The following is a 19063-nucleotide window of genomic DNA, read 5'->3' on the forward strand; positions in this document are numbered from 1 at the left end:
TTATTTCGTCGTTATTACTTAGCTAATTCTTTCGTACCCTTCATTACATCAATGAAGAATCCCCAGTTATTCACTACAGAAGAAATACTGATATGTTCATCTGGAGTGTGGACGTTGAAAATGTCTGGTCCGAATGAAATTGCATCTAATTCAGGCATCTTTTGAACGAATGCGCTACACTCAATCCCCGCATGTACAGCGAAGATTTCAATTTCTTTATTGTATTTTTCTTGATGTACTTTTTCAAATAAATTACGAATTTGTGAGTTTGGATTGTATGGCCATTCTGGATACTCTGACTCTATTTCAAATGTAGCACCAACTAATTCAGCAATATATTTGATTTCTTCTGCAACATGTTGTTTTAAACTACTTACAGAACTTCGCACTTCGTTACGTAATTTAATTTCATCTTGCAACGTTTCAATAACGCCTAAATTTGTTGAGCTTTCTACAAGACCTTTAATATCCATGCTCATACTTTGAATGCCATTCGGAATTAAGAATAATGATGAAATAAGCTGCTTTTGTGTCTCTTTAGCAAATACTTTTTCAACTGTTTCATCCAATTTTGTCAGTGTAACATGAACATCTGGATCAACAGCACGCATTTCTTCTTGTAATACACGTGTCCATGATTCTAGTTTTTCTTCTACTTGTCCTACATCTTCTGTACGAATTAAAATTGTAGCTACACTTTCACGCGGAATTGCATTCGTTTTTAATCCGCCGTGAACTTCACTTATGTTAAACTCCGTATGTGCTGATAAATCACGTAATACTCGTCCTAATATTTTGTTCGCATTACCACGTTGTTTATCAATTTCCATACCAGAATGTCCGCCTTTTAGACCACCAACATATAGACGGTATGCATCCATATTCGCTGGCGTTTCATCCCAAATTACGGGAATTGTTTCAACAGCTTTCGCACCACCTGCACTACTTACAAGTAATTTATGATCTTCTTCAGAATCAATATTTATAAATATCTTTCCTTCAAAATGATTTGGATCAATAGCAAAAGCCCCACCCATTGTCGTTTCTTCTTCAGTAGTGATAACGACTTCAAGTGCTGGATGCGTAATTTCTTTTGAATCTAATAAAGCTAATGCATACGCAACTGCAATACCATTATCAGCACCTAAAGTTGTTTGATTTGCATATAACATATCCCCAATGATTCTTAATTCAATTGGATCTTTTTCAAAATCATGTACTGTTGCTTGATTTTTTTCGCAAACCATATCCATATGACCTTGAATAATAATAGCTGGTACATTTTCATAACCAGCTGTTGCTTCTTTTTTAATAATGACATTTAATGCTTCATCTTGAATGACTTCTAAGTTACGCTCTTTTGCAAAGCCCACTAAATAATCACTAATTTCCTTTTCATTACCTGATCCTCTAGGAATCTTTGAAATTTCTGCAAAATGATAAAATACAGGGTGCTTTGTTAATTGTTCTAAAGTAGAATACATTTTTCAAGCTCCTTTCAAAATGAAAAAATAGTATGTAAGTCTTTTATCATTATACCATGATTCATTATTTTACCTTTCTTTTAACTTTTATTGTTCATTTTATGTACAACACTCTTACAACATTGTAAGGGCATTGTAATCTATATCGATTTTTCTCATTTAATAATAGCCGTATACTTTTTAAAGAAACACATTAAAGGAGATAAAGAAAATGAAAAAGTTTTTAGCAATTATTACACTATGTTTATTATTTTCTAATTTTACTATTGGCTGTGAGAGAGCGTCACTAAATAGAATTGGTAAAGATGTATATTACATGCAGATAAAAGGCGAAGGAACTATCGAAAAGGTAGATGGTAGAAACTTACGAAACTATACGCTGCCCGCATATGATGAAGATGGCGTCAAAAAACAAATTACATTTAGAAGTACAAAAAAAGAAAACGATCATAAATTAAATGAAGACGCGTTTTTACGCCTATATGTAGATCAAGATGATAATAATAAAAATGAAATATCATCAATTGAAGTAAAGTCCTATGAAGAGATTCAGAAAGCAGATTTGCCTGAAAAAATAAGAGAAAAGTTTACTATTAAATAAAAAAACAAAAGAAAATGCTCTATGCATTTTCTTTTGTTTTTTTCACATGTATATATTTTGAACTGCTATTATTCATCAGTTTCTCTAACCGATTTATATTCTCCGTTAATGCACCTTTCACAAGAGAGAAATCTGTATTTGATTCTTCTTTTTTTTCTTTAAAAAACGAAGACTTTTGTACATTGACTTCAGCCATCTCTTCTCCCCCTTTTCAAAAAGATACAACCTTTTATTTATATTATATAGCAAATATAGAAAGAGTGTACACTTATGATTTTCTTTTTAATTCTTCTTCTAATTCTTCTACTTGCTGCAACGTATCCCCTTTTATTAAAGAGAAATCTGTTGTATCTTCGTTATCTTCTTTAAAAAAATCATTGTCATAATCTTTTACCACTACAATCACCTCTACATGCTAGTGTAGGAATGATTGTCCAATTTTATTCAACTTTGTCGGATTTTGTTTTTAATTTATGTATATAAGAAAAGGACAGAAAAAGATTCTGTCCTTATTTACTAAAATAACTATGATGTATTGTTAAATTATATACATTTTCAAAATCCCGATCTTGCAGGTTATTTTTCTTTCCATCAATAACAATGAAAACGTCACTTACTATTTTTGCTGGTATAATCCCGACATTTTCTACTTGCACCGCTTTCTGCTCATTCAATTGCTCGATATGTTCTAACGGAACGATAATACTAAATTGCGAGCGAATACCACGAAAGTTTGTATTTAATTCCTTCGCGGCTTCAAAAACAACAATTTTCGCACCAATCTTTTCCCCATATGAATCTAAAAATGCATTTAAGCTCTTTGTATATTCCTCTTCCGTATGCCATTCCATCGTACCGAATACTGATGGATTAACATTTTGAATAATTGTCGTGTATATTTCTCCTCTCGCTTTAGATGCAATTAATGATCGTTTTATTGATTGAACTGTCTTGCCAATATCGCTAAATTTCGCACCCCATATTTCTGAAATATTAGGTGTTAAAATGAACGCAATATCAACAAAAATAACCATTGCAGTAAACATTAAAAGATTTTTCCAGAGGGTTAAATCAATTCCTTTTATCATGAAATACACGGTGACAGATATGATAAACAAACCATACCAAGTCTTTCTAATACGTTGCTTTTTCTCCTCGTACAACTCCTCATTTTTCCAATAAAAGAAAACAAGGACTACAAAGACAATCGCTAAAACAAATAAGCCAATTCGAATGTTAGAGATCATTAATCACATCACCCTCCATTCAAAAACTACTCACGATATCATTACATGCGCAAGCTGCTCTCTTTATGACAAAAGACGTGGACAAGCTTCTAAAATTAGCTACATCGCATATACATTAGAAAGTACCACTTCTTTTATCCTGTTATTTGTGGGCAGTAAGACCCCCACTGATTAAAATTTCACTTTACCATGAGTCTATATTGTATATGTAGACAAGCATCCATTTCAAATTTTCGTATTAAAAAGAAATATGTTTCGGAATTTCCCCTTCAGGTACTTCTCCATCCATACTTAAATAATAATGACGAATCGGACGTAAGTTTTCGTCTAATTCATAAACAAGCGGAATGCTAGTGGGAATATTTAATGAAACTACACCATCACTTGAAAGGTTGTCTAAATATTTTACTAGCGAGCGAATTGTGTTACCGTGTGATGAAATAATTACTTTATTACCACTTTTTAATGTCGGCGCAATTTCTGAATGCCAATAAGCAAGTACTCTCTTCTCCGTATCCTCTAAACATTCAGTTAACGGAAATTCACCTTTTTTGAGTGTTTTATATCTTGGATCATTCGCTTCATATCGAGAATCGTCTTCAGTAAGAGCCGGTGGTCTTACATCAACACTTCTTCTCCAAATATGAACTTGCTCCTCACCATATTTTTGAGCAGTTTCATCTTTATTCAGCCCTTGCAATGCACCATAATGTCTTTCATTTAGCTTCCAAGATTTATGTATTGGGACCCAAGTAAGATCCATCTCATGAAGTACAATCCATAACGTCCGAATTGCGCGTTTTAATACAGATGTATAAGCCACATCAAAAGTATATCCGTTTTTCTTTAATATTGCTCCTGCTTCTCTCGCTTCACTTAATCCATTCTCTGATAGATCAACATCTGTCCATCCAGTAAAGCGATTTTCAAGATTCCATAAGCTTTGTCCGTGACGAATAAGTACAAGTTTTATCATTATAATTCCCCTTTCGGAAATGTGAATTTTATTGTTCCATTGCGTACACGTATAAAGTATCTAGTAATGTATCTTTTTATCCATTCACTCTATGACCAAATCATAGTTGCCAAATATATGGATAAAATTTGTTCTTTTTCAAACGATAAAAACAGAAGTTTTTTCATTATTTTTGATCGACTGGTATTTCACGTTTGGATATCCAAGCATCAAAACCTGATCGGCTATTTGCCATTTCATTCATAACTTGGTGCCAATTGTCCTCACATGATTCACCAAATTTTGAAAAAATAGCACCCATTTGTTGTCTTTGTACATCACTCAGTTTTTTCTCTAAATCTGTACCTTTTTCTGTTAAAGACAACTGTTTCACACGTCGATCATGCATAGCTTCATTACTCTCAATTAAGCCCTTTTCCACAAGTTGACGTAGCGGTCCGTGGAGAGCTTGTTTACTTATTTCTAATAGTGATAATAACTCATTTACACTTATCCCTGGAAAACGTGCGATAAAAAATAAAATTCGATGATGTACTCGTTGAATGCCATATTCTTTTATAATTTCATCTGGCTTTTCAGTAAATGTTTTATATGCAAAATAAAATAATGCTAATGCCTCATTCATCTGTTCTTCTTTATGTTGTGTCATCTACTTTCCCCCTGTATGTAAATTATACCACAATCTAGTAATGAATATTTTAATCAACGCATTAGAACTTATTTAGTCTATTGAAACATTCATTGCATAATTAGGAGATGATTCATTTGAAAAAACAATATACTGTAAGTACATATTTATTGGATAGACTACATGAATTAGGAATTGAACATATATTTGGGGTTCCTGGTGATTATAATCTTGCCTTTTTAGATGATGTGGTAGCACATGAAAATTTAAAGTGGATTGGCAATTGTAACGAATTAAATGCTGCATATGCAGCAGATGGGTACGCTCGCATAAAAGGAATCGCTGCTCTTATTACTACTTTCGGTGTCGGAGAATTAAGCGCCATTAACGGTATTGCTGGCTCATATGCAGAAAACGTGCCAGTTATAAAAATCACGGGTACGCCACCAACAAAAGTAATGGAAAATGGAGCAATCGTCCATCATACGTTAGGCGATGGAAAGTTCGATCACTTTTCCAATATGTATCGAGAAATCACTGTGGCACAAACAAATGTAACACCTGAGCATGCAGCTGAGGAAATTGACCGTGTATTACGTGCATGTTGGAATGAAAAACGCCCTGTTCATATTAATTTGCCAATTGATGTGTATAATAAACCAATTAATAAACCGACAGAACCTATTATAAATAAACCTATTTTAAGTAATAAAGAAGCATTAAATAAAATGCTTCTACATGCCATTTCAAAAATAAATAGTGCCAAAAAACCTGTTATTTTAGCTGATTTTGAAGTAGATCGATTTCACGCTAAAGAAAATTTACATCAATTCGTAGAAAAAACTGGGTTTCCCATCGCGACGTTAAGTATGGGAAAAGGAATATTCCCAGAAAAACAGCCTCAATTTATAGGGATTTATACTGGTGATGTAAGTTCTCCGTACTTGCGAAAAAGAATTGATGAATCTGATTGTATTATTAGTATTGGTGTGAAGTTAACTGATACTATTACAGGCGGCTTCACACAAGGTTTTACAAAAGAACAAGTTATAGAAATCCATCCCTACACTGTGAAAATTATAGATAAAAAATACGGTCCAGTTGTAATGCAGGATGTTTTACAACATTTAAGTGATTCAATTGAGCATCGTAATAAAGATACCCTTGACGTTAAGCCATTTATTTTAGAATCCTCACCTTTTACTGAAGAGTTCATTCCAAAAGCACAAATGGTCACACAAAAACGTTTTTGGCAGCAAATGTACCATTTCTTACAAGAAAACGACGTCTTAATTGTAGAGCAAGGAACACCTTTCTTTGGTAGTGCTGCTATCCCTCTACCTAATAACACTGCATATGTAGGACAACCGTTATGGGGATCTATCGGATATACACTGCCCGCTCTACTTGGTACACAGCTCGCCAATTTATCACGGCGCAACATTTTAATTATTGGTGATGGTTCTTTCCAAGTAACTGCCCAAGAGTTATCAACTATATTACGTCAAAATTTAAAACCAATTATATTTTTAATCAATAACAACGGATACACTGTTGAACGTGCCATTCACGGCCAAAACCAACTTTATAATGATATACAAATGTGGGATTACAATAAACTATCAATGGTATTTGGGGCAGAAGAAAAAAGTCTAACATTTAAAGTAGAAAATGAAGCAGAATTAGCAGCAGTCTTAACAAATATAACTTTTAATAAGAATCAACTTATCTTTATTGAAGTTATAATGAGCCAAAGCGATCAACCTGAATTGTTAGCTAAACTTGGAAAAAGATTTGGTCAGCAAAATTCTTAATATAAAAGTATAACCTAATTATACAATTGGTAGTGTAAAACTTGTTTTGAGAATAGTTTCGACACTCAAAATACATAAGGAAAAGGATGGAAAGCACCATCCTTTTCTATTTTAAGAGCGTTCTTCGACTAACGCCCCGTGCGACAAGCAAAAATTCTTAATCCATCTTTAACTTTATAGCTTTTGTCGCAATAAATGTTTTAATATGCTTATCTAATATCCTTGTTCCACCAAAATCATCCTCATAAAAACCTGTTATAGCAAAACCAGCTTCAATTTGGCCTTGGATTTGGTCTTCTAAAGTATGCGCATATTCTATTGTTTGATTTGAATCGATGTAATCTTGAACTTCATCCTCTGGTAAATAATCCAATGTTGATGAAGGAATTGAATGTTTAACATCAAGAATACCTTTTTGCTCTTGGTTATCATCAAAAATCCATAGTAACGGATTTGTAAATCCAGCAATAAGAATACCTTTATTCTTTAAAACCCTAGAAACTTCATCCCATACAAGATGAACATCTTTTACAAACAAATAAGCTACGCTTTTTCTTTTTTATTCAGCAAGAGTTAACTGCCAAGATACACCATACTTATCATTTAACCAGCCAAACTTTTTACTAAACGGATAAGAACCTAAAGGCATAAGAATTGCTCCATCCTGCGCTAATTTATGAAAGACCGTTTCAATTTCTTCTTCTGTCTCACAAGTTACATAAAGAGACATAGCTGGAGTGAATGTGAAATTATGATTTACATAACTATCAATACACATAAACTCTTGGCCATTTAGCGTAAAAGTTGCATGAATTACAGTTCCCTCTTTACCAGGTCCATTTTCATCGTAGCGAGAAATACTTACAATTTCTGATTGATCAAATAGCGACGTATAAAAATTCATCGCTTCCTCAGCTTTGCCCTCAAACATTAAAAACGTAGTAATTTTTTGATTTGCGTTACTCATATGGAGACAGCCCCTTGTTATGTATTTATGTAAAACATACGTCACCCAAAAACCGAACGTATATTCCTATGAACATATTGTCTATAAAAACGATGAGTTTGTCAATTATCTACTTTATTATTTCTTCTTAAATAACGCTGTCCAAAGAAATGATTCTCCAAACATTTCATTCGGTTGTTTTATTTGTTTCATCCTTCTAATCTCAATTACCTCAAATTCTTTAAATATCTCTCTTAACTTTTCTTCCGAGTATGCAAGACCACCTTGTAGACTCCATTCTCTATATACGTCCCAATCTGTTATTTCTGATCCATTTCGTTCATCTAAATCGCCTGCCGCAAAACATGTTAATCCGAAATAACCACCCGATTTTAATGAGTTTTTAATTAAATCCACATAATTTATTCTTCTATGCGGTGGAATGTGATGCAAACAGCCCGAATCGTATACAAAATCAAATTCGTTTTGAACCTCTAAATTAAAAATCGAATCACAAATAAAATGAATTTCTACCTCTTTTGCCAATGCCCTTTCTTTAGCCCAATTAATGCCTTCTACAGATAAATCCACTGCTGTTACATCAAATCCTTGAGTCGCTAAATAAATGGCATTTCTACCTGGACCACATCCAAGTTCTAATACCTTCCCTTTTGAAACTCTCTCTTTGTGTATATACGAAACTAGATTCTCATCTGGAACATTTTCAAAAAACGGAACATCCTTTTCTCTATTCTCATAAAACTCATTCCAAAATGGTTCTGCAGGTCTTAATAATGAATCAAGCATTTTTAAAATGTCTTCTTGTGTGTGTAACGTTTCAGTTTTCATTAATACCCCTCCATAAATTAATAGTCAGAAAATTATTATATATCTTTTCGAACTTTCAAACAAAGAAAAAACTCCTATATTCAATAGGAGTTTTTGTCTTTAAAATCCGAGTACAGCTAACCATTTTAACAATTTCTCTTCTCGCGCTTTTAAATCATCATTCCTAAACTTGCCTAGTTGTATTTCACTAACAACTTCTCCGTCCTCCATAAAAAGAACTCTTTTTGTTTTCTCTGCTACCTATACAACATGAGTCACTTAAGAAGGTTACTTTGCTGAAAAATAAAGCCGATTTCGTTAAGGGATATTTTTGCTAACGCCTCTTCTTTCATACATGTTATTTCATACAATCATACTTTTCTAATAAAATAACGCTTTTGTTCACTTTTTTGATACATTTACGAAACATTCATGTGTTACCTTCATTAAGTTCTTTTCTTTTTATAATGTCGTGTGAGATATACCAACAGAGGAAGCCCTAGATCCCCTAATCTTAGGGCTTTTTTATAAGAATTTTATACATTTTATTATTTCCACTAACTCTTTAAATTGTATATACATAATATAAAATTTTCATGTTGTTATATTTTTTGATGGCCTCTTATCTTTCCTTAAAAGGCTTTTTTTCAAATAACGCTTTTATTTAATTTATATTTAAAAAGTTCCTTTTCATAAAGACTTCCCTTATATGCTATACTCATTCTTAAATAATTGTATAAGGAATGTTAAAAATGGATGATAGATCGTCAAGACAATGGAAATTGCGACAAAAGTTAAGAGCACTGAAAACCAAAAACAACAATGACACAAACCCTTTGTTTAGTGAATGCCTTGAATCCCTAGGAAACGAAACTCTCATTTTCTCCCAAGAAAAAAGCCAGCAGATTGCTACTATTTTAATGAATTCATTTCCTATAACTGTCTCGGGAAGAATAGATTGGGAACAGATAGATAACCAATTCATAGCTTCGAACAAAGAACAAATAATTTCCCTTATTAGAGCAAACCAACTAGATTTTGACGAACAGATTTTTATAATATGGGATAACTATGAAATCCCTGTAGTAAGTACAAATCTTGATAAAGTATTCCAATCACTAGTTGACGTTGATGCAGTCAGTTTTTATTACTGGCTATTAGACAAAGAATATAGATTCGTAATTGAAATAAATGATGAAGAATTGATTAGGGTTGGGTTTCGCTAATACTCTAAGCATATTTCCTCATTCTACTGATCTGCAAAATTTAAATTGTATTATTTATCAAAGACTTAAAATATACGAATGTCACGTAAACCGATTGGTGTTAATCATGTTTATGTTTATAATTACGTTGATTTGGATAACTTGCATTTATAAAATGTAAATGTTTTACAAATTCAAGTTAAACAAACATTGTTATATCAAGGTTTGTTTGACCTAACATGTTATATTCTTGATACTAAGACGGTTTTTATGAGCATTTCGTATAAGTGTGATTTAACTGATTAAGACTATTTTTAAAAACGACATATCAGCGATAATTTATGTCTATTCTGTATAAGTGTTAGCAAGATCGCTTGCAAACTTGTTAGCACTTTTTTAAAACTTAAACCAGAGGAGATTCATACAATTTAGTAACAATGTAAAATTGAATTTATCAAGGATAAACCATTTAACAAATAGTTTGCAGCACTGAATGATTTACAAAAGAATACCCATCGATACACTACGAATAAAAATAATCAGCTAATCGAGGGAATATAATTATTTTTATTTAATTCGCACTTGTACTTCTTGTTCTTGTATTACTTGAATGATTAACTCCAATACAATATTTTGTATTAACTGATGCTCATTATCATGAAGTTTACTTTGTTCTGATATGTATTCAATACATTGATATATATACCCTTCTACCAATAAGCTCCCTTTTTCAACTGTAAGTGTATTTTGCTCATTCTTTTTTACCTTTGGTATTAAAAATTCGGTTTTTGTCAAAATAATCTCCTGTTCAACCTCTTTTATTCCTATGACTTTTTCTTTAAATACAACCTTTTCTCGTAAACTAATTTCACCTCTATATCTTCCTATTTCTATTGGTAGTTTCGCTGTAATAAAATTATTTACGTCTTCCCCATTTTCACTCTCTAATATTATACTGTGAATAGGAATCCATGAAGATGCCTCTACCTTATTCTCTTCTTTATTCCCTTTATTTTTTTGGTTATATAATTCAAAATGAATTCTCTTCTCATGAAGATTTAAAGAAACTAATTTACAATAACTATCCGAATAATATTGTTGCACTGTAGTTAATAACTTACAATCTAATTCACGCCCTTCTACACCTTTTTCATTCCTAAATACAAATGCTTCTTGATTTTTAACATTTATTTTTGGAAATATTTTAAAACTAGTTACTTCTGAAAAAATAGAAAATGGAGTTTTGACCACCAGTGAGCGTATTAAAGGCCCTACTTGTGATCCAGACGCTTTACCTTCTTTCTCTAATTTTGATGCTACATATTCTCCCTTTAATTCAGGTGGTATTTCTTCTTTTCCCCCTCTTTTTTCGTGTAAATTATCTTGTATATTCAGTTTTTTATACTTGTAAATTTCATCCCATATCCCCTTACCAATCCATGGATTTTTCATCACCATCCCCCCGTCTGATGAAATTCAAAAAATTTGTTTTTTGTATGTGACCATTTCATCATTATATATGTTGTATAAAAATAAAAAAGAAATTGTCTTTTTAACAAAGACAATTTCTTTTTATTTTTATAGTGCTACTTGTACTTGTTGTACTTGTAAAACTTTTAAAGTAAGATCTAGTACAATTTTTTCACGAAGCGTATCAAATGGTTCGTTTAGGTTTGTAGGACAAGGTGAAAAGTCTAATTCAAAAAATTGAGCGCTTACTAATTCACAATATGGTTGTTCGTTATAAAAAACTACATTTTCAAAGAAATATTTGTCTAGACGTGGTAAATCACCGTTTTTAGGATTTATAAAATGAGAAGTAGTGTCCGAAGAAGAAGCTACTAAAGCTAATGATAGAAAATCACCTTCTGTCAGATCTGCAAAACCAGAAAATGGAACATTTGCAATACGATCATATAGAACTCCATTACACTCGTCATTTGCATATTCAATATTTTTACGAATATAGCCTTGTACAAATAATTTCGCTCTTGTAACTCGTCGGTAAGGTGTACCTGGTACTGGTACGAATGCTACAGGCACTAACTTACATTGTGTTAAAAATACGTTTTTTAAGATGCGTTTAATTTCGACTGCTGGAGGCTCTAATGAAATATCGGACTCTACAACAATTTGAAGCGTTCTTTCAGCTAATACAACTGGAATCTTTACAATAGGTGCTCCTGGAGTAACAATTGGTGTTGCAGTCTCATCACTTAATGGTGTTTGGGTTTGTCCCGCTACCTGACATGGTACATTAATTGGACATTGTTCGCTCATGTTTTATGCTCCTCTTTTTATAAGATTTTAGAGTTTATGAAATTTTCAAACTCATAATACTTGTATATGTCTTTCTTCTACTAATGTTTGGGTTCTATAGTAGCCTTTTTAATCATTATCATTAAGTTAGTATAATCTAATCTTTTTTATTGAAAATTCTGAAAATTAATATTTTTAGAGGAATACAAATTCTGTTTTCAACGTATCTCGCAGATTCGGTAAAATTATGAAGTCTTTATTACATGAGTTATCTTGAATTTAATTTTGGATATCACGATATGAACATGGTTACCAAATGATGATTTTTATTTTTATCAAGCTATATATTCGTAAAAAATCGCTTTACATATACTGAAGTTTTATTTGTTGTTACATAAAATCTTTTACCTATTCAATTTTGAAATATACATTCAAGACAGTATACTCCAAAATAAGAAATTATTTTAAATTAGAATATTTTCTTTGATAAATGTGTGTTGATTAATTTCATAATCAGTAGTTCTATCCACTCTCCCTTAAAAATTAGCATAGTTTTTATGAATTCTATATCTAGTAGAAAGCTCTCTATCATATAAAAGTATAATAATAGGTTAATAAACAAGCAGTTTTTTTACTAAAACATAGAATAATACTGACCCTAATTGAAGGGAGACATAAAAGATTTCCTGGAATAATGATTGCTGAAAATTTAAAGACAAGCACCATTATGATGACGATAAATTTAGATATATTATTTAAATAATTTGTGTTATAGTTTCAAATGTTAATTAATTACAATATTTTCCAAAAAAGAGTATACATAGTCATATAAATCATGTTATTTTGGATAGTTTGTTCTTTAAATTAGGAATTAAATAAAGAATTATAAAAACGCGCTAGGTACAACTAAGAAAGAAACAGGATAAAGAATAAGTCATATTACCTGTAGTAATAACACTAAGTGAATTGCACCTCTTATAAGTGACTTGTGTATCTCTTACTGCGTTTGAAGTTAATTGCCAATATTTCGTGTCGTTCTTCTACAAGACATTGCGTAAAACCGTTTGGTTACCAATTCCACCAACGTAATCTTCAACATCTTTCATTCACTTCATTAAATTGTCCTGTTGCTTGATTTTGTGCTTCTTGAACTTTTTTATTCAACTCTGTTTTTGTGGTTTCAATATCTTTGTTGACTTGCTCTAAGGTATCTTCCTTTACTTTGTCCATATCAGGAACAACCGACTCCCAATTGCCATTCTTCCATAATTTGAGGATGCCAGGCTTGCCGTTTGAAATATCTAACCATAAGATTTTTCCATTTTCTAAACCGATTGTCGGTGGTTTTGCGCTTTCAATAATTTTTGTTTGATAATTTTTAAGGTTTTCTTGTACTTTTTCTGCTAACTTTTTTGCTGCTTCTGATTCCTTTTTCACAACATCAACTTGTTCATTTGTCTCTTTCACAAGTTCTTCCAACTTATCTAACAAGCCTTTATTTGCTTTTCCAGCTAGACTGCCCATAACTTGGGCATACATGTGATCTAACAGACTTCTCGTATCTTCTACTTCTTTAAAATCACCAAAATAATATTTATCATTTGCCGCATTTATATCACATTCATCCGCTGCGATAAGACGTGCTTCTAAAAACAAAGGTGGCGTAAATTTTGTATCTTTGAAATGGACAATATCGCCCTTATTTACTTTTTCATGAGATAAACCAAATATCTTTTCTAATGCAATTGGAGTTACTTCATACTGTACAGTGCTATTAATACGTTTCTTTAGTTCCGCTTCCGTTAGTTGTTTTAATCTTTCGGCTGACATATTTTGATCTTCTGTTTGTGGACTATAGATGTCATATTTGTGTGAACCATCTTCTGTCCAACGTTGTAAGGCATCTGCATCAGCGACGTATAACTTCCCACCGTTAATCTTTTCAAAAGTTAGATACTCACCTGTTTCTTCGTTTGCTTCAACAGTAAAATCCTGTAGCGGTTCTTTTAAACTTTTCCTAGCCACTCCGCCATGCCATGTACTACCTGCACCAAAGTTATCTATAACAAAGCGCTCACTATCTGACTTTAGAGTTCCTGTGTTTTCACCTTCGTTAGTGTTTGGACCATTTTGATTCCAACCAACCATTGTTTTCATTTCATCGTGCATAACAAGCTGTTCTTTCTCGACTGTTCGTTCTTCCACAGAAACAGGGTATCCCATACGAAAATGTTGAATTTCTTCTTCCTTTTTTCGTGAAATATCAATAAAAGTAGAGGGAGTTTCTACCTTAACTATGAACGTAGGATCAGAATATTTACTCTCATTATTCGATATATTTGTAATTAATCTACTTCCTTGTAATTTGAAATCTATTTTTCTCCTTGGGCCTAGTTTATAAGGCATTGGACAAATGAATTTTAAGGTGCCTTTTCCTAAACTCATAAAATTATCAACATTAAAATCTTCATCAATAACAGCTATATATGTTCTATCTAGTTTTGTATCAAAAGTTAGCTCGGTTGCTTGTTCAGTAATTAACCATGTCGCTATTTCTTCTTTTAACGTTTCTAAATCTGTTCCATCTGGAACGATAATTCCCACAGGGACAGAAAGTCGACGAGGATCTGTTTCCATTCCTAATAATCTTGCGCCTGGATATCCAGGCGTGTTTAAGAATTTACGTTTTAGAGGTTCCCATGTTGGCGGGCTCCATCCTCTTTCTAGTTGGATATATTCTTTTCGTTGATTGTTGAATGTAAAAGAGCTCATTTTGACACTCCGTTTTTTTATAAAATAAAAGAAACCCAAACCTAAAAGGCTGAGTTTCTCTTTTCTTCTCTTTCTTGATACTCGGTTGTATAGCCGATAAGTACCGCGTGCCACGTCTCTTCCTTCTAAATTTACGGGTACTTCAATAAATCTCCACCAAGCATTGGAATAACTCCACCGCCAGATGATCCGAAAGAATTATTAATGACTTGATTTGATACACTATTTGTCATGGCTTGTCTACTGTTTGACATACTTCCATATACACCACTCATGACGGTCTTTAATCCTCCTAATTGGCTTGCGGAAGTAGCCATCATACGGCTCATATTATCCATTAATTGATTTTATAGATTATAAAGGTATATTATGAGTTGTGTTTTCCGCCACTTCTCACAATACAAATATATCACGTTAACTCCAAAACGACCGGCACATTTCCTGCCAAAAAACGGCCATAACCCTTTCACTTTTTATTATCTGATTTACATATAATTACAATGAAAAATGCAATTATGCTCACAAAAGAAGGGATTATTTTTAATCCCTATCTTTTGTGATTGTAGTATTTATGAAATTAGAGCTATCAAAGAGATGTATATCAATAAAGGCTGATGTTAGTTTTCATCTTTATCATTTTCTGATTTCGTAGCAGTATCTTTAAAAAAATCACCTGCTAAATTAAGTAGTTTCTTTCCACCTTCACTATTCAAAAGATTCATTAAAAATACCGGATCTTGAACCTTTTGAATAAGAGCTTGCATAAATACGGATTTAGCAACACCTAATATCTCTGTCGAAGTTATTTTTATATTAAAATAAGGAATATTAATTTGGAATGGCGAATAATCAGATGAATTATTTTTCTGTTTTTTTAATGTTTCATCAGTCGTTCCATTGATTGCTTCATTGGTTGTTTCATTATTCGTTTTGGAAAGTGTAACAGCTTCGGCCGCTATTATTCGACTTTTCTTCTGAGTTACTTCGGTTATTGGAATAGATGAAGTTTGATACGAAACATTTTTATTAAAATATGGGCTAGATCCCATTTTTTTCTCCTTTCATAACGAACACATTATATATTCTAAACATATATTAAACTATATTAATGAAGGATTACTTCACACTACGTGAAGCAACCCTTTATTTATTCTTGGTGATATAAGAAGGTTGTTACTTAAAAACCACCATATCCGCACCAGCTTGCACCAATGATAATAAGCAAGATAAACAATACGATTAGTAATGCAAATCCTCCGCCATAACTACCACAACCACTTCCATATCCTTTTTCTGCAGCCAAGATACACTCCTCCTCTCTAGAAAAAAATGAAGTTCATAAACTAGCAAAAACAAGTTGCACCAACGATAATAAGCAAGATAAACAATACGATTAGTAATGCAAATCCTCCGCCATAACCACCACAACCACTTCCATATCCTTTTTCTGCAGCCAAGATACACTCCTCCTCTCTAGAAAAAAATGAAGTTCATAAACTAGCAAAAACAAGCAGCGCCAACGATAATAAGCAAGATAAACAATACGACTAGTAATGCAAATCCTCCGCCATAACCACAACCACTTCTATATCCTTTTTCTGCAGCCAAGATATTCCCCCCCGATCCTATAACAAAGATGCGTTTCATAATAACTAACAGAAGTTCTATTAATTTAACTCGTAATGAAAACAAGCTAACAGAAAAATAATTTTTCATTGCAGTCATGTTGTACTTGCTTATCACTACACTGACACTATATGTATTGGGCTGTAAACGGTTATGTGCTTTTATATCAACTTTTCCATTTTTGAGGAAAATGTCATTGACCATTTTTAAAATCGTTATATTTATATTAATAATTTTATAACCCACATTTGAATTTAATCATTCGTATCTTTTTCTCTACTTTGACGATTTGAAATCATTATCTTCTTAAGATATACTATTTTCACAAAGTAATTAATATATCATTTCAAGTTCTCTATGACTTACCTATATCTTATATTGTGTGTAACTGCCCCCTTCGCTGAATCCCTTGGTATCATTGAATTTATAATACTTTCTTTTTTGAGTTACATAGTACAAAATTTATGAGTAACTGTAAGGAGTACCACCACATTGCTATCAAGCTAAGAATATGAATTTTATTAATCCATCTTTTTCTTTTGCATATTGGCTAGTATAGAACAAAAAGGTTATCAAATGCCGAGCGAACTCTCAGCAGATGATAACCCTTTGGACTAGCGTATCAATGATTTAATTAGATAACCTCACAAATATATTATTGAACCACTCCAAATACATTAATTTCAGCGGCACTTGTCCATGGATTGTTGTTTGCCTCGCTTAATGCACGTAGTTTAATATAACGACCTGTCTTGTTTGCAAAGCTGACCTCTTTCAAGTTAGTATTGTTTGCAAAAGCACCTATGGATACCGCTGTTCCCCAGTTTACTCCATCACTACTGACGTAAAACTCATAGTCCTTAATCGTTCCATTTATTTGGCCGTCTTGCCTTGGCAAGTAGCTGAATTTGGAGAGGTTATAAGTTGCACCTAAATCAATTTGAATCTCGTGTGGCATTGGAGCTACAGGGCTCCAGTTTGTATGCCAAAATGTGTCTTTGTTTCCATCAAAGGCATACGTACCTAAATTGTACCAATTATAGCTATCTACATATTTTAGTGTCCAGTTTGTTTGCGGAATTAAGCTAGCTTCTTTTGTTGTGACTGCTACATTCATAGCAGAATTACTTGTACTTGTCGTTGTAATCGTTACTCCTGTTTTTTCTCCCGTGTAGGTATTACTATTCGGATTAGTGTCTGGACCAAAGGTAGCAGCATGATTTTGATTCGTGTAATAGAATGGGTCTTGGTATTCACTGACTGATTGCTCTATATCAATGAAAGGATGCGGATCACTGGAATTATTATTCATAGATTCATCAATATGCCAAACCGCAATACCACCAGAATTTGTTGGTAAGCTCGCATCATACCCAACCTTTGCGCGATTCTCAACTAAAAAATACGTATTATCCTTTAAAGGAATCTTTAACACATTATAGTTATTTGGGATTGCATTTAGAGTAAAGTTATTAGTGGTATTTACTACAGTTGGTGTTACAAAGCCCAGTTTTACCTTTGACCAAGCATCCATATGATCTGGGGTAGTTCCATACTCTTCCCCTTGAAGACTATTCCAAGCTCCATTCCCCATTATACTTAGACTACCTACACGGTTATTGTCACCATATAGATCTGGAAGACCAAAAGAATGCCCTAACTCATGAGCAGGTATACCAATTGTCGCCATATGACCATATTGTTTTTCACCCTGCGCTGTATACATGCCTGATACTGTAACACCATCGTGATTTGTATTAGGAGCATATGACTGATGCGCCCAAATGTTTGGAAGTGGCCCCCCACTAGCCTGTTCATTACCAGCAAGAAAACTTACAATGTAGAAGCCATCTTTAGAGTCAACGACTTGATCATTATTAGTATCAAGACTAGCAAAATTCACTTGAGAATCAGCTTTAGCCAGTGCATCTGTTATAACCGTACCCATACTTTTTCCCGATGTACTCGGATGAGCGTAATCTAATTTCACTTTAACCACTCCATCATTTTGAGTACCATATGTTTCAGGAGCTGGAGTTATCTGTACTTTTCCGTTACTTACTTCATTATAGTAATTCTTAACTGACTTTTGATTTGTAGAAAAGAATTGGTTACTCCAATCGTTATCGTTATATGCAATATCAACATCTGTAAACCCAATTAACAAAACAAGTAATTTTTTGTTTCCTAAAACTGGAGTGACAGTTCCATCAATATTTTTTGGTGATTCTTTTTGTAATTTATTCATGTGCTCCTGTTTTTTCTTTGCTTGAGGGTTGTATTTTTTTATCCACTTATTCAAATTGTACTCATTTATCGCCATTGAAGGCTTCTTATCAATTTTATATTTTGTACCCGTTGATTTCAGTTCATCTGCTTTAAGCTCAGCGTAATTCCAATACCCCTTCTGATCTTGTAAAAGTACGTCACCATCCTTTGTACTTACCCAATGGAACCATTCATCTCCATGTAACGTGCCCTCAAAAGATTCGCCTGAAGGCTGCTTCATTTTGACAACTCCCTCGTATGCTGGTGCGGCAAAAGCATTCGTTTGAACATACAAAACACAAATCAAAGAAAAAACGGACATGAACAGGAATTTTAAAATTCTTTGCATAAACTTTCCCCCTTTTTCAATGGTGTGTGGAATATTCTGTTGATTGCCAGACTAGATTCA

General features: G+C 32.9%; 19 protein-coding genes and 3 pseudogenes. 3 read left to right on the forward strand and 19 right to left on the reverse strand.

Annotated features, from left to right (window positions below):
* Positions 1–14: 14 nt before the first annotated feature.
* Positions 15–1484, reverse strand: a complete 1470-nt coding sequence (gene pepD / locus DN400_RS00180) for a beta-Ala-His dipeptidase (RefSeq protein ID WP_097946264.1) — start codon at positions 1482–1484, stop codon at positions 15–17.
* 211 nt (positions 1485–1695) lie between these two features.
* Between pepD and DN400_RS00185 the strand changes: the two genes are divergently transcribed.
* On the forward strand, positions 1696–2085 hold the full coding sequence (locus DN400_RS00185) for a YxeA family protein (protein ID WP_098255597.1): 390 nt from the start codon (positions 1696–1698) through the stop codon (positions 2083–2085).
* 19 nt (positions 2086–2104) lie between these two features.
* On the opposite strand, the gene spoIISB is transcribed toward DN400_RS00185, so the two are convergent.
* The 5 genes from spoIISB to DN400_RS00210 form a co-directional block, all read right to left on the reverse strand.
* Positions 2105–2281 carry a stage II sporulation protein SB gene (spoIISB, locus tag DN400_RS00190; RefSeq protein WP_016081622.1) on the reverse strand — a complete coding sequence of 59 codons (177 nt, stop codon included), beginning with the start codon at positions 2279–2281 and terminating at the stop codon, positions 2105–2107.
* A gap of 72 nt (positions 2282–2353) precedes the next feature.
* Positions 2354–2482, reverse strand: a complete 129-nt coding sequence (locus DN400_RS00195) for a hypothetical protein (protein ID WP_000237818.1) — start codon at positions 2480–2482, stop codon at positions 2354–2356.
* 112 nt (positions 2483–2594) lie between these two features.
* Positions 2595–3332 carry a type II toxin-antitoxin system SpoIISA family toxin gene (locus DN400_RS00200; protein ID WP_000624982.1) on the reverse strand — a complete coding sequence of 246 codons (738 nt, stop codon included), beginning with the start codon at positions 3330–3332 and terminating at the stop codon, positions 2595–2597.
* A 238-nt stretch (positions 3333–3570) separates the two neighbouring features.
* Positions 3571–4308: a 2,3-diphosphoglycerate-dependent phosphoglycerate mutase gene (gpmA, locus tag DN400_RS00205; RefSeq protein WP_016512840.1), complete on the reverse strand. Its 738-nt coding sequence runs from the start codon at positions 4306–4308 to the stop codon at positions 3571–3573.
* A gap of 166 nt (positions 4309–4474) precedes the next feature.
* A complete protein-coding gene (locus tag DN400_RS00210; RefSeq protein ID WP_000191888.1) occupies positions 4475–4957 on the reverse strand; it encodes a MarR family winged helix-turn-helix transcriptional regulator in 483 nt (160 codons plus the stop codon).
* Between the two features lie 107 nt (positions 4958–5064).
* Between DN400_RS00210 and DN400_RS00215 the strand changes: the two genes are divergently transcribed.
* A complete protein-coding gene (locus DN400_RS00215) occupies positions 5065–6750 on the forward strand; it encodes an alpha-keto acid decarboxylase family protein (protein WP_102956691.1) in 1686 nt (561 codons plus the stop codon).
* A gap of 157 nt (positions 6751–6907) precedes the next feature.
* Here DN400_RS00215 and DN400_RS00220 read toward each other — a convergent pair.
* The 4 genes and pseudogenes from DN400_RS00220 to DN400_RS30215 form a co-directional block, all read right to left on the reverse strand.
* Positions 6908–7297, reverse strand: a pseudogene (locus tag DN400_RS00220) (SAM-dependent methyltransferase); the annotation flags it as partial.
* Between the two features lie 12 nt (positions 7298–7309).
* A complete protein-coding gene (locus tag DN400_RS00225) occupies positions 7310–7717 on the reverse strand; it encodes a VOC family protein (protein ID WP_000063589.1) in 408 nt (135 codons plus the stop codon).
* A gap of 117 nt (positions 7718–7834) precedes the next feature.
* A complete protein-coding gene (locus tag DN400_RS00230) occupies positions 7835–8545 on the reverse strand; it encodes a class I SAM-dependent methyltransferase (RefSeq protein WP_065228836.1) in 711 nt (236 codons plus the stop codon).
* A 99-nt stretch (positions 8546–8644) separates the two neighbouring features.
* Positions 8645–8785 (reverse strand): annotated as a pseudogene (locus DN400_RS30215) (ABC transporter ATP-binding protein); the annotation flags it as partial.
* Positions 8786–9276: 491 nt separating this feature from the next.
* Between DN400_RS30215 and DN400_RS00240 the strand changes: the two are divergent.
* Positions 9277–9750, forward strand: a complete 474-nt coding sequence (locus DN400_RS00240; RefSeq protein ID WP_048558849.1) for a CDI toxin immunity protein — start codon at positions 9277–9279, stop codon at positions 9748–9750.
* A 546-nt stretch (positions 9751–10296) separates the two neighbouring features.
* Here DN400_RS00240 and DN400_RS00245 read toward each other — a convergent pair.
* The 9 genes and pseudogenes from DN400_RS00245 to DN400_RS00290 form a co-directional block, all read right to left on the reverse strand.
* Positions 10297–11181 carry a BC_2427 family protein gene (locus DN400_RS00245; protein ID WP_147801467.1) on the reverse strand — a complete coding sequence of 295 codons (885 nt, stop codon included), beginning with the start codon at positions 11179–11181 and terminating at the stop codon, positions 10297–10299.
* A 126-nt stretch (positions 11182–11307) separates the two neighbouring features.
* Entirely contained in the window at positions 11308–12009 is a 702-nt protein-coding gene (locus DN400_RS00255; RefSeq protein ID WP_147801468.1) for a CsxC family protein, read from the reverse strand.
* Between the two features lie 1071 nt (positions 12010–13080).
* The gene (locus tag DN400_RS00260) at positions 13081–14760 is read right to left on the reverse strand and encodes a distal tail protein Dit (protein WP_147801469.1); all 1680 of its coding nucleotides are present in this window, start codon (positions 14758–14760) and stop codon (positions 13081–13083) included.
* 41 nt (positions 14761–14801) lie between these two features.
* Positions 14802–15107, reverse strand: a pseudogene (locus tag DN400_RS00265) (phage tail tape measure protein); the annotation flags it as partial.
* 270 nt (positions 15108–15377) lie between these two features.
* Positions 15378–15809 carry a hypothetical protein gene (locus DN400_RS00270; RefSeq protein ID WP_000535863.1) on the reverse strand — a complete coding sequence of 144 codons (432 nt, stop codon included), beginning with the start codon at positions 15807–15809 and terminating at the stop codon, positions 15378–15380.
* Positions 15810–15937: 128 nt separating this feature from the next.
* Complete coding sequence (locus DN400_RS00275) at positions 15938–16063, reverse strand: YjcZ family sporulation protein (protein WP_147801470.1); 126 nt, start codon at positions 16061–16063, stop codon at positions 15938–15940.
* A gap of 40 nt (positions 16064–16103) precedes the next feature.
* A complete protein-coding gene (locus tag DN400_RS00280; RefSeq protein ID WP_000718600.1) occupies positions 16104–16217 on the reverse strand; it encodes a YjcZ family sporulation protein in 114 nt (37 codons plus the stop codon).
* 40 nt (positions 16218–16257) lie between these two features.
* On the reverse strand, positions 16258–16368 hold the full coding sequence (locus tag DN400_RS00285) for a YjcZ family sporulation protein (protein ID WP_000718602.1): 111 nt from the start codon (positions 16366–16368) through the stop codon (positions 16258–16260).
* A 673-nt stretch (positions 16369–17041) separates the two neighbouring features.
* Positions 17042–19003 (reverse strand): M6 family metalloprotease domain-containing protein, encoded by a 1962-nt coding sequence (locus DN400_RS00290; protein WP_098205718.1) that lies wholly within the window; start codon positions 19001–19003, stop codon positions 17042–17044.
* Positions 19004–19063: the final 60 nt, after the last annotated feature.

This window comes from Bacillus sp. AR8-1 (assembly GCF_008042345.1).
Classification (GTDB): Bacteria; Bacillota; Bacilli; order Bacillales; family Bacillaceae_G; genus Bacillus_A; species Bacillus_A cereus.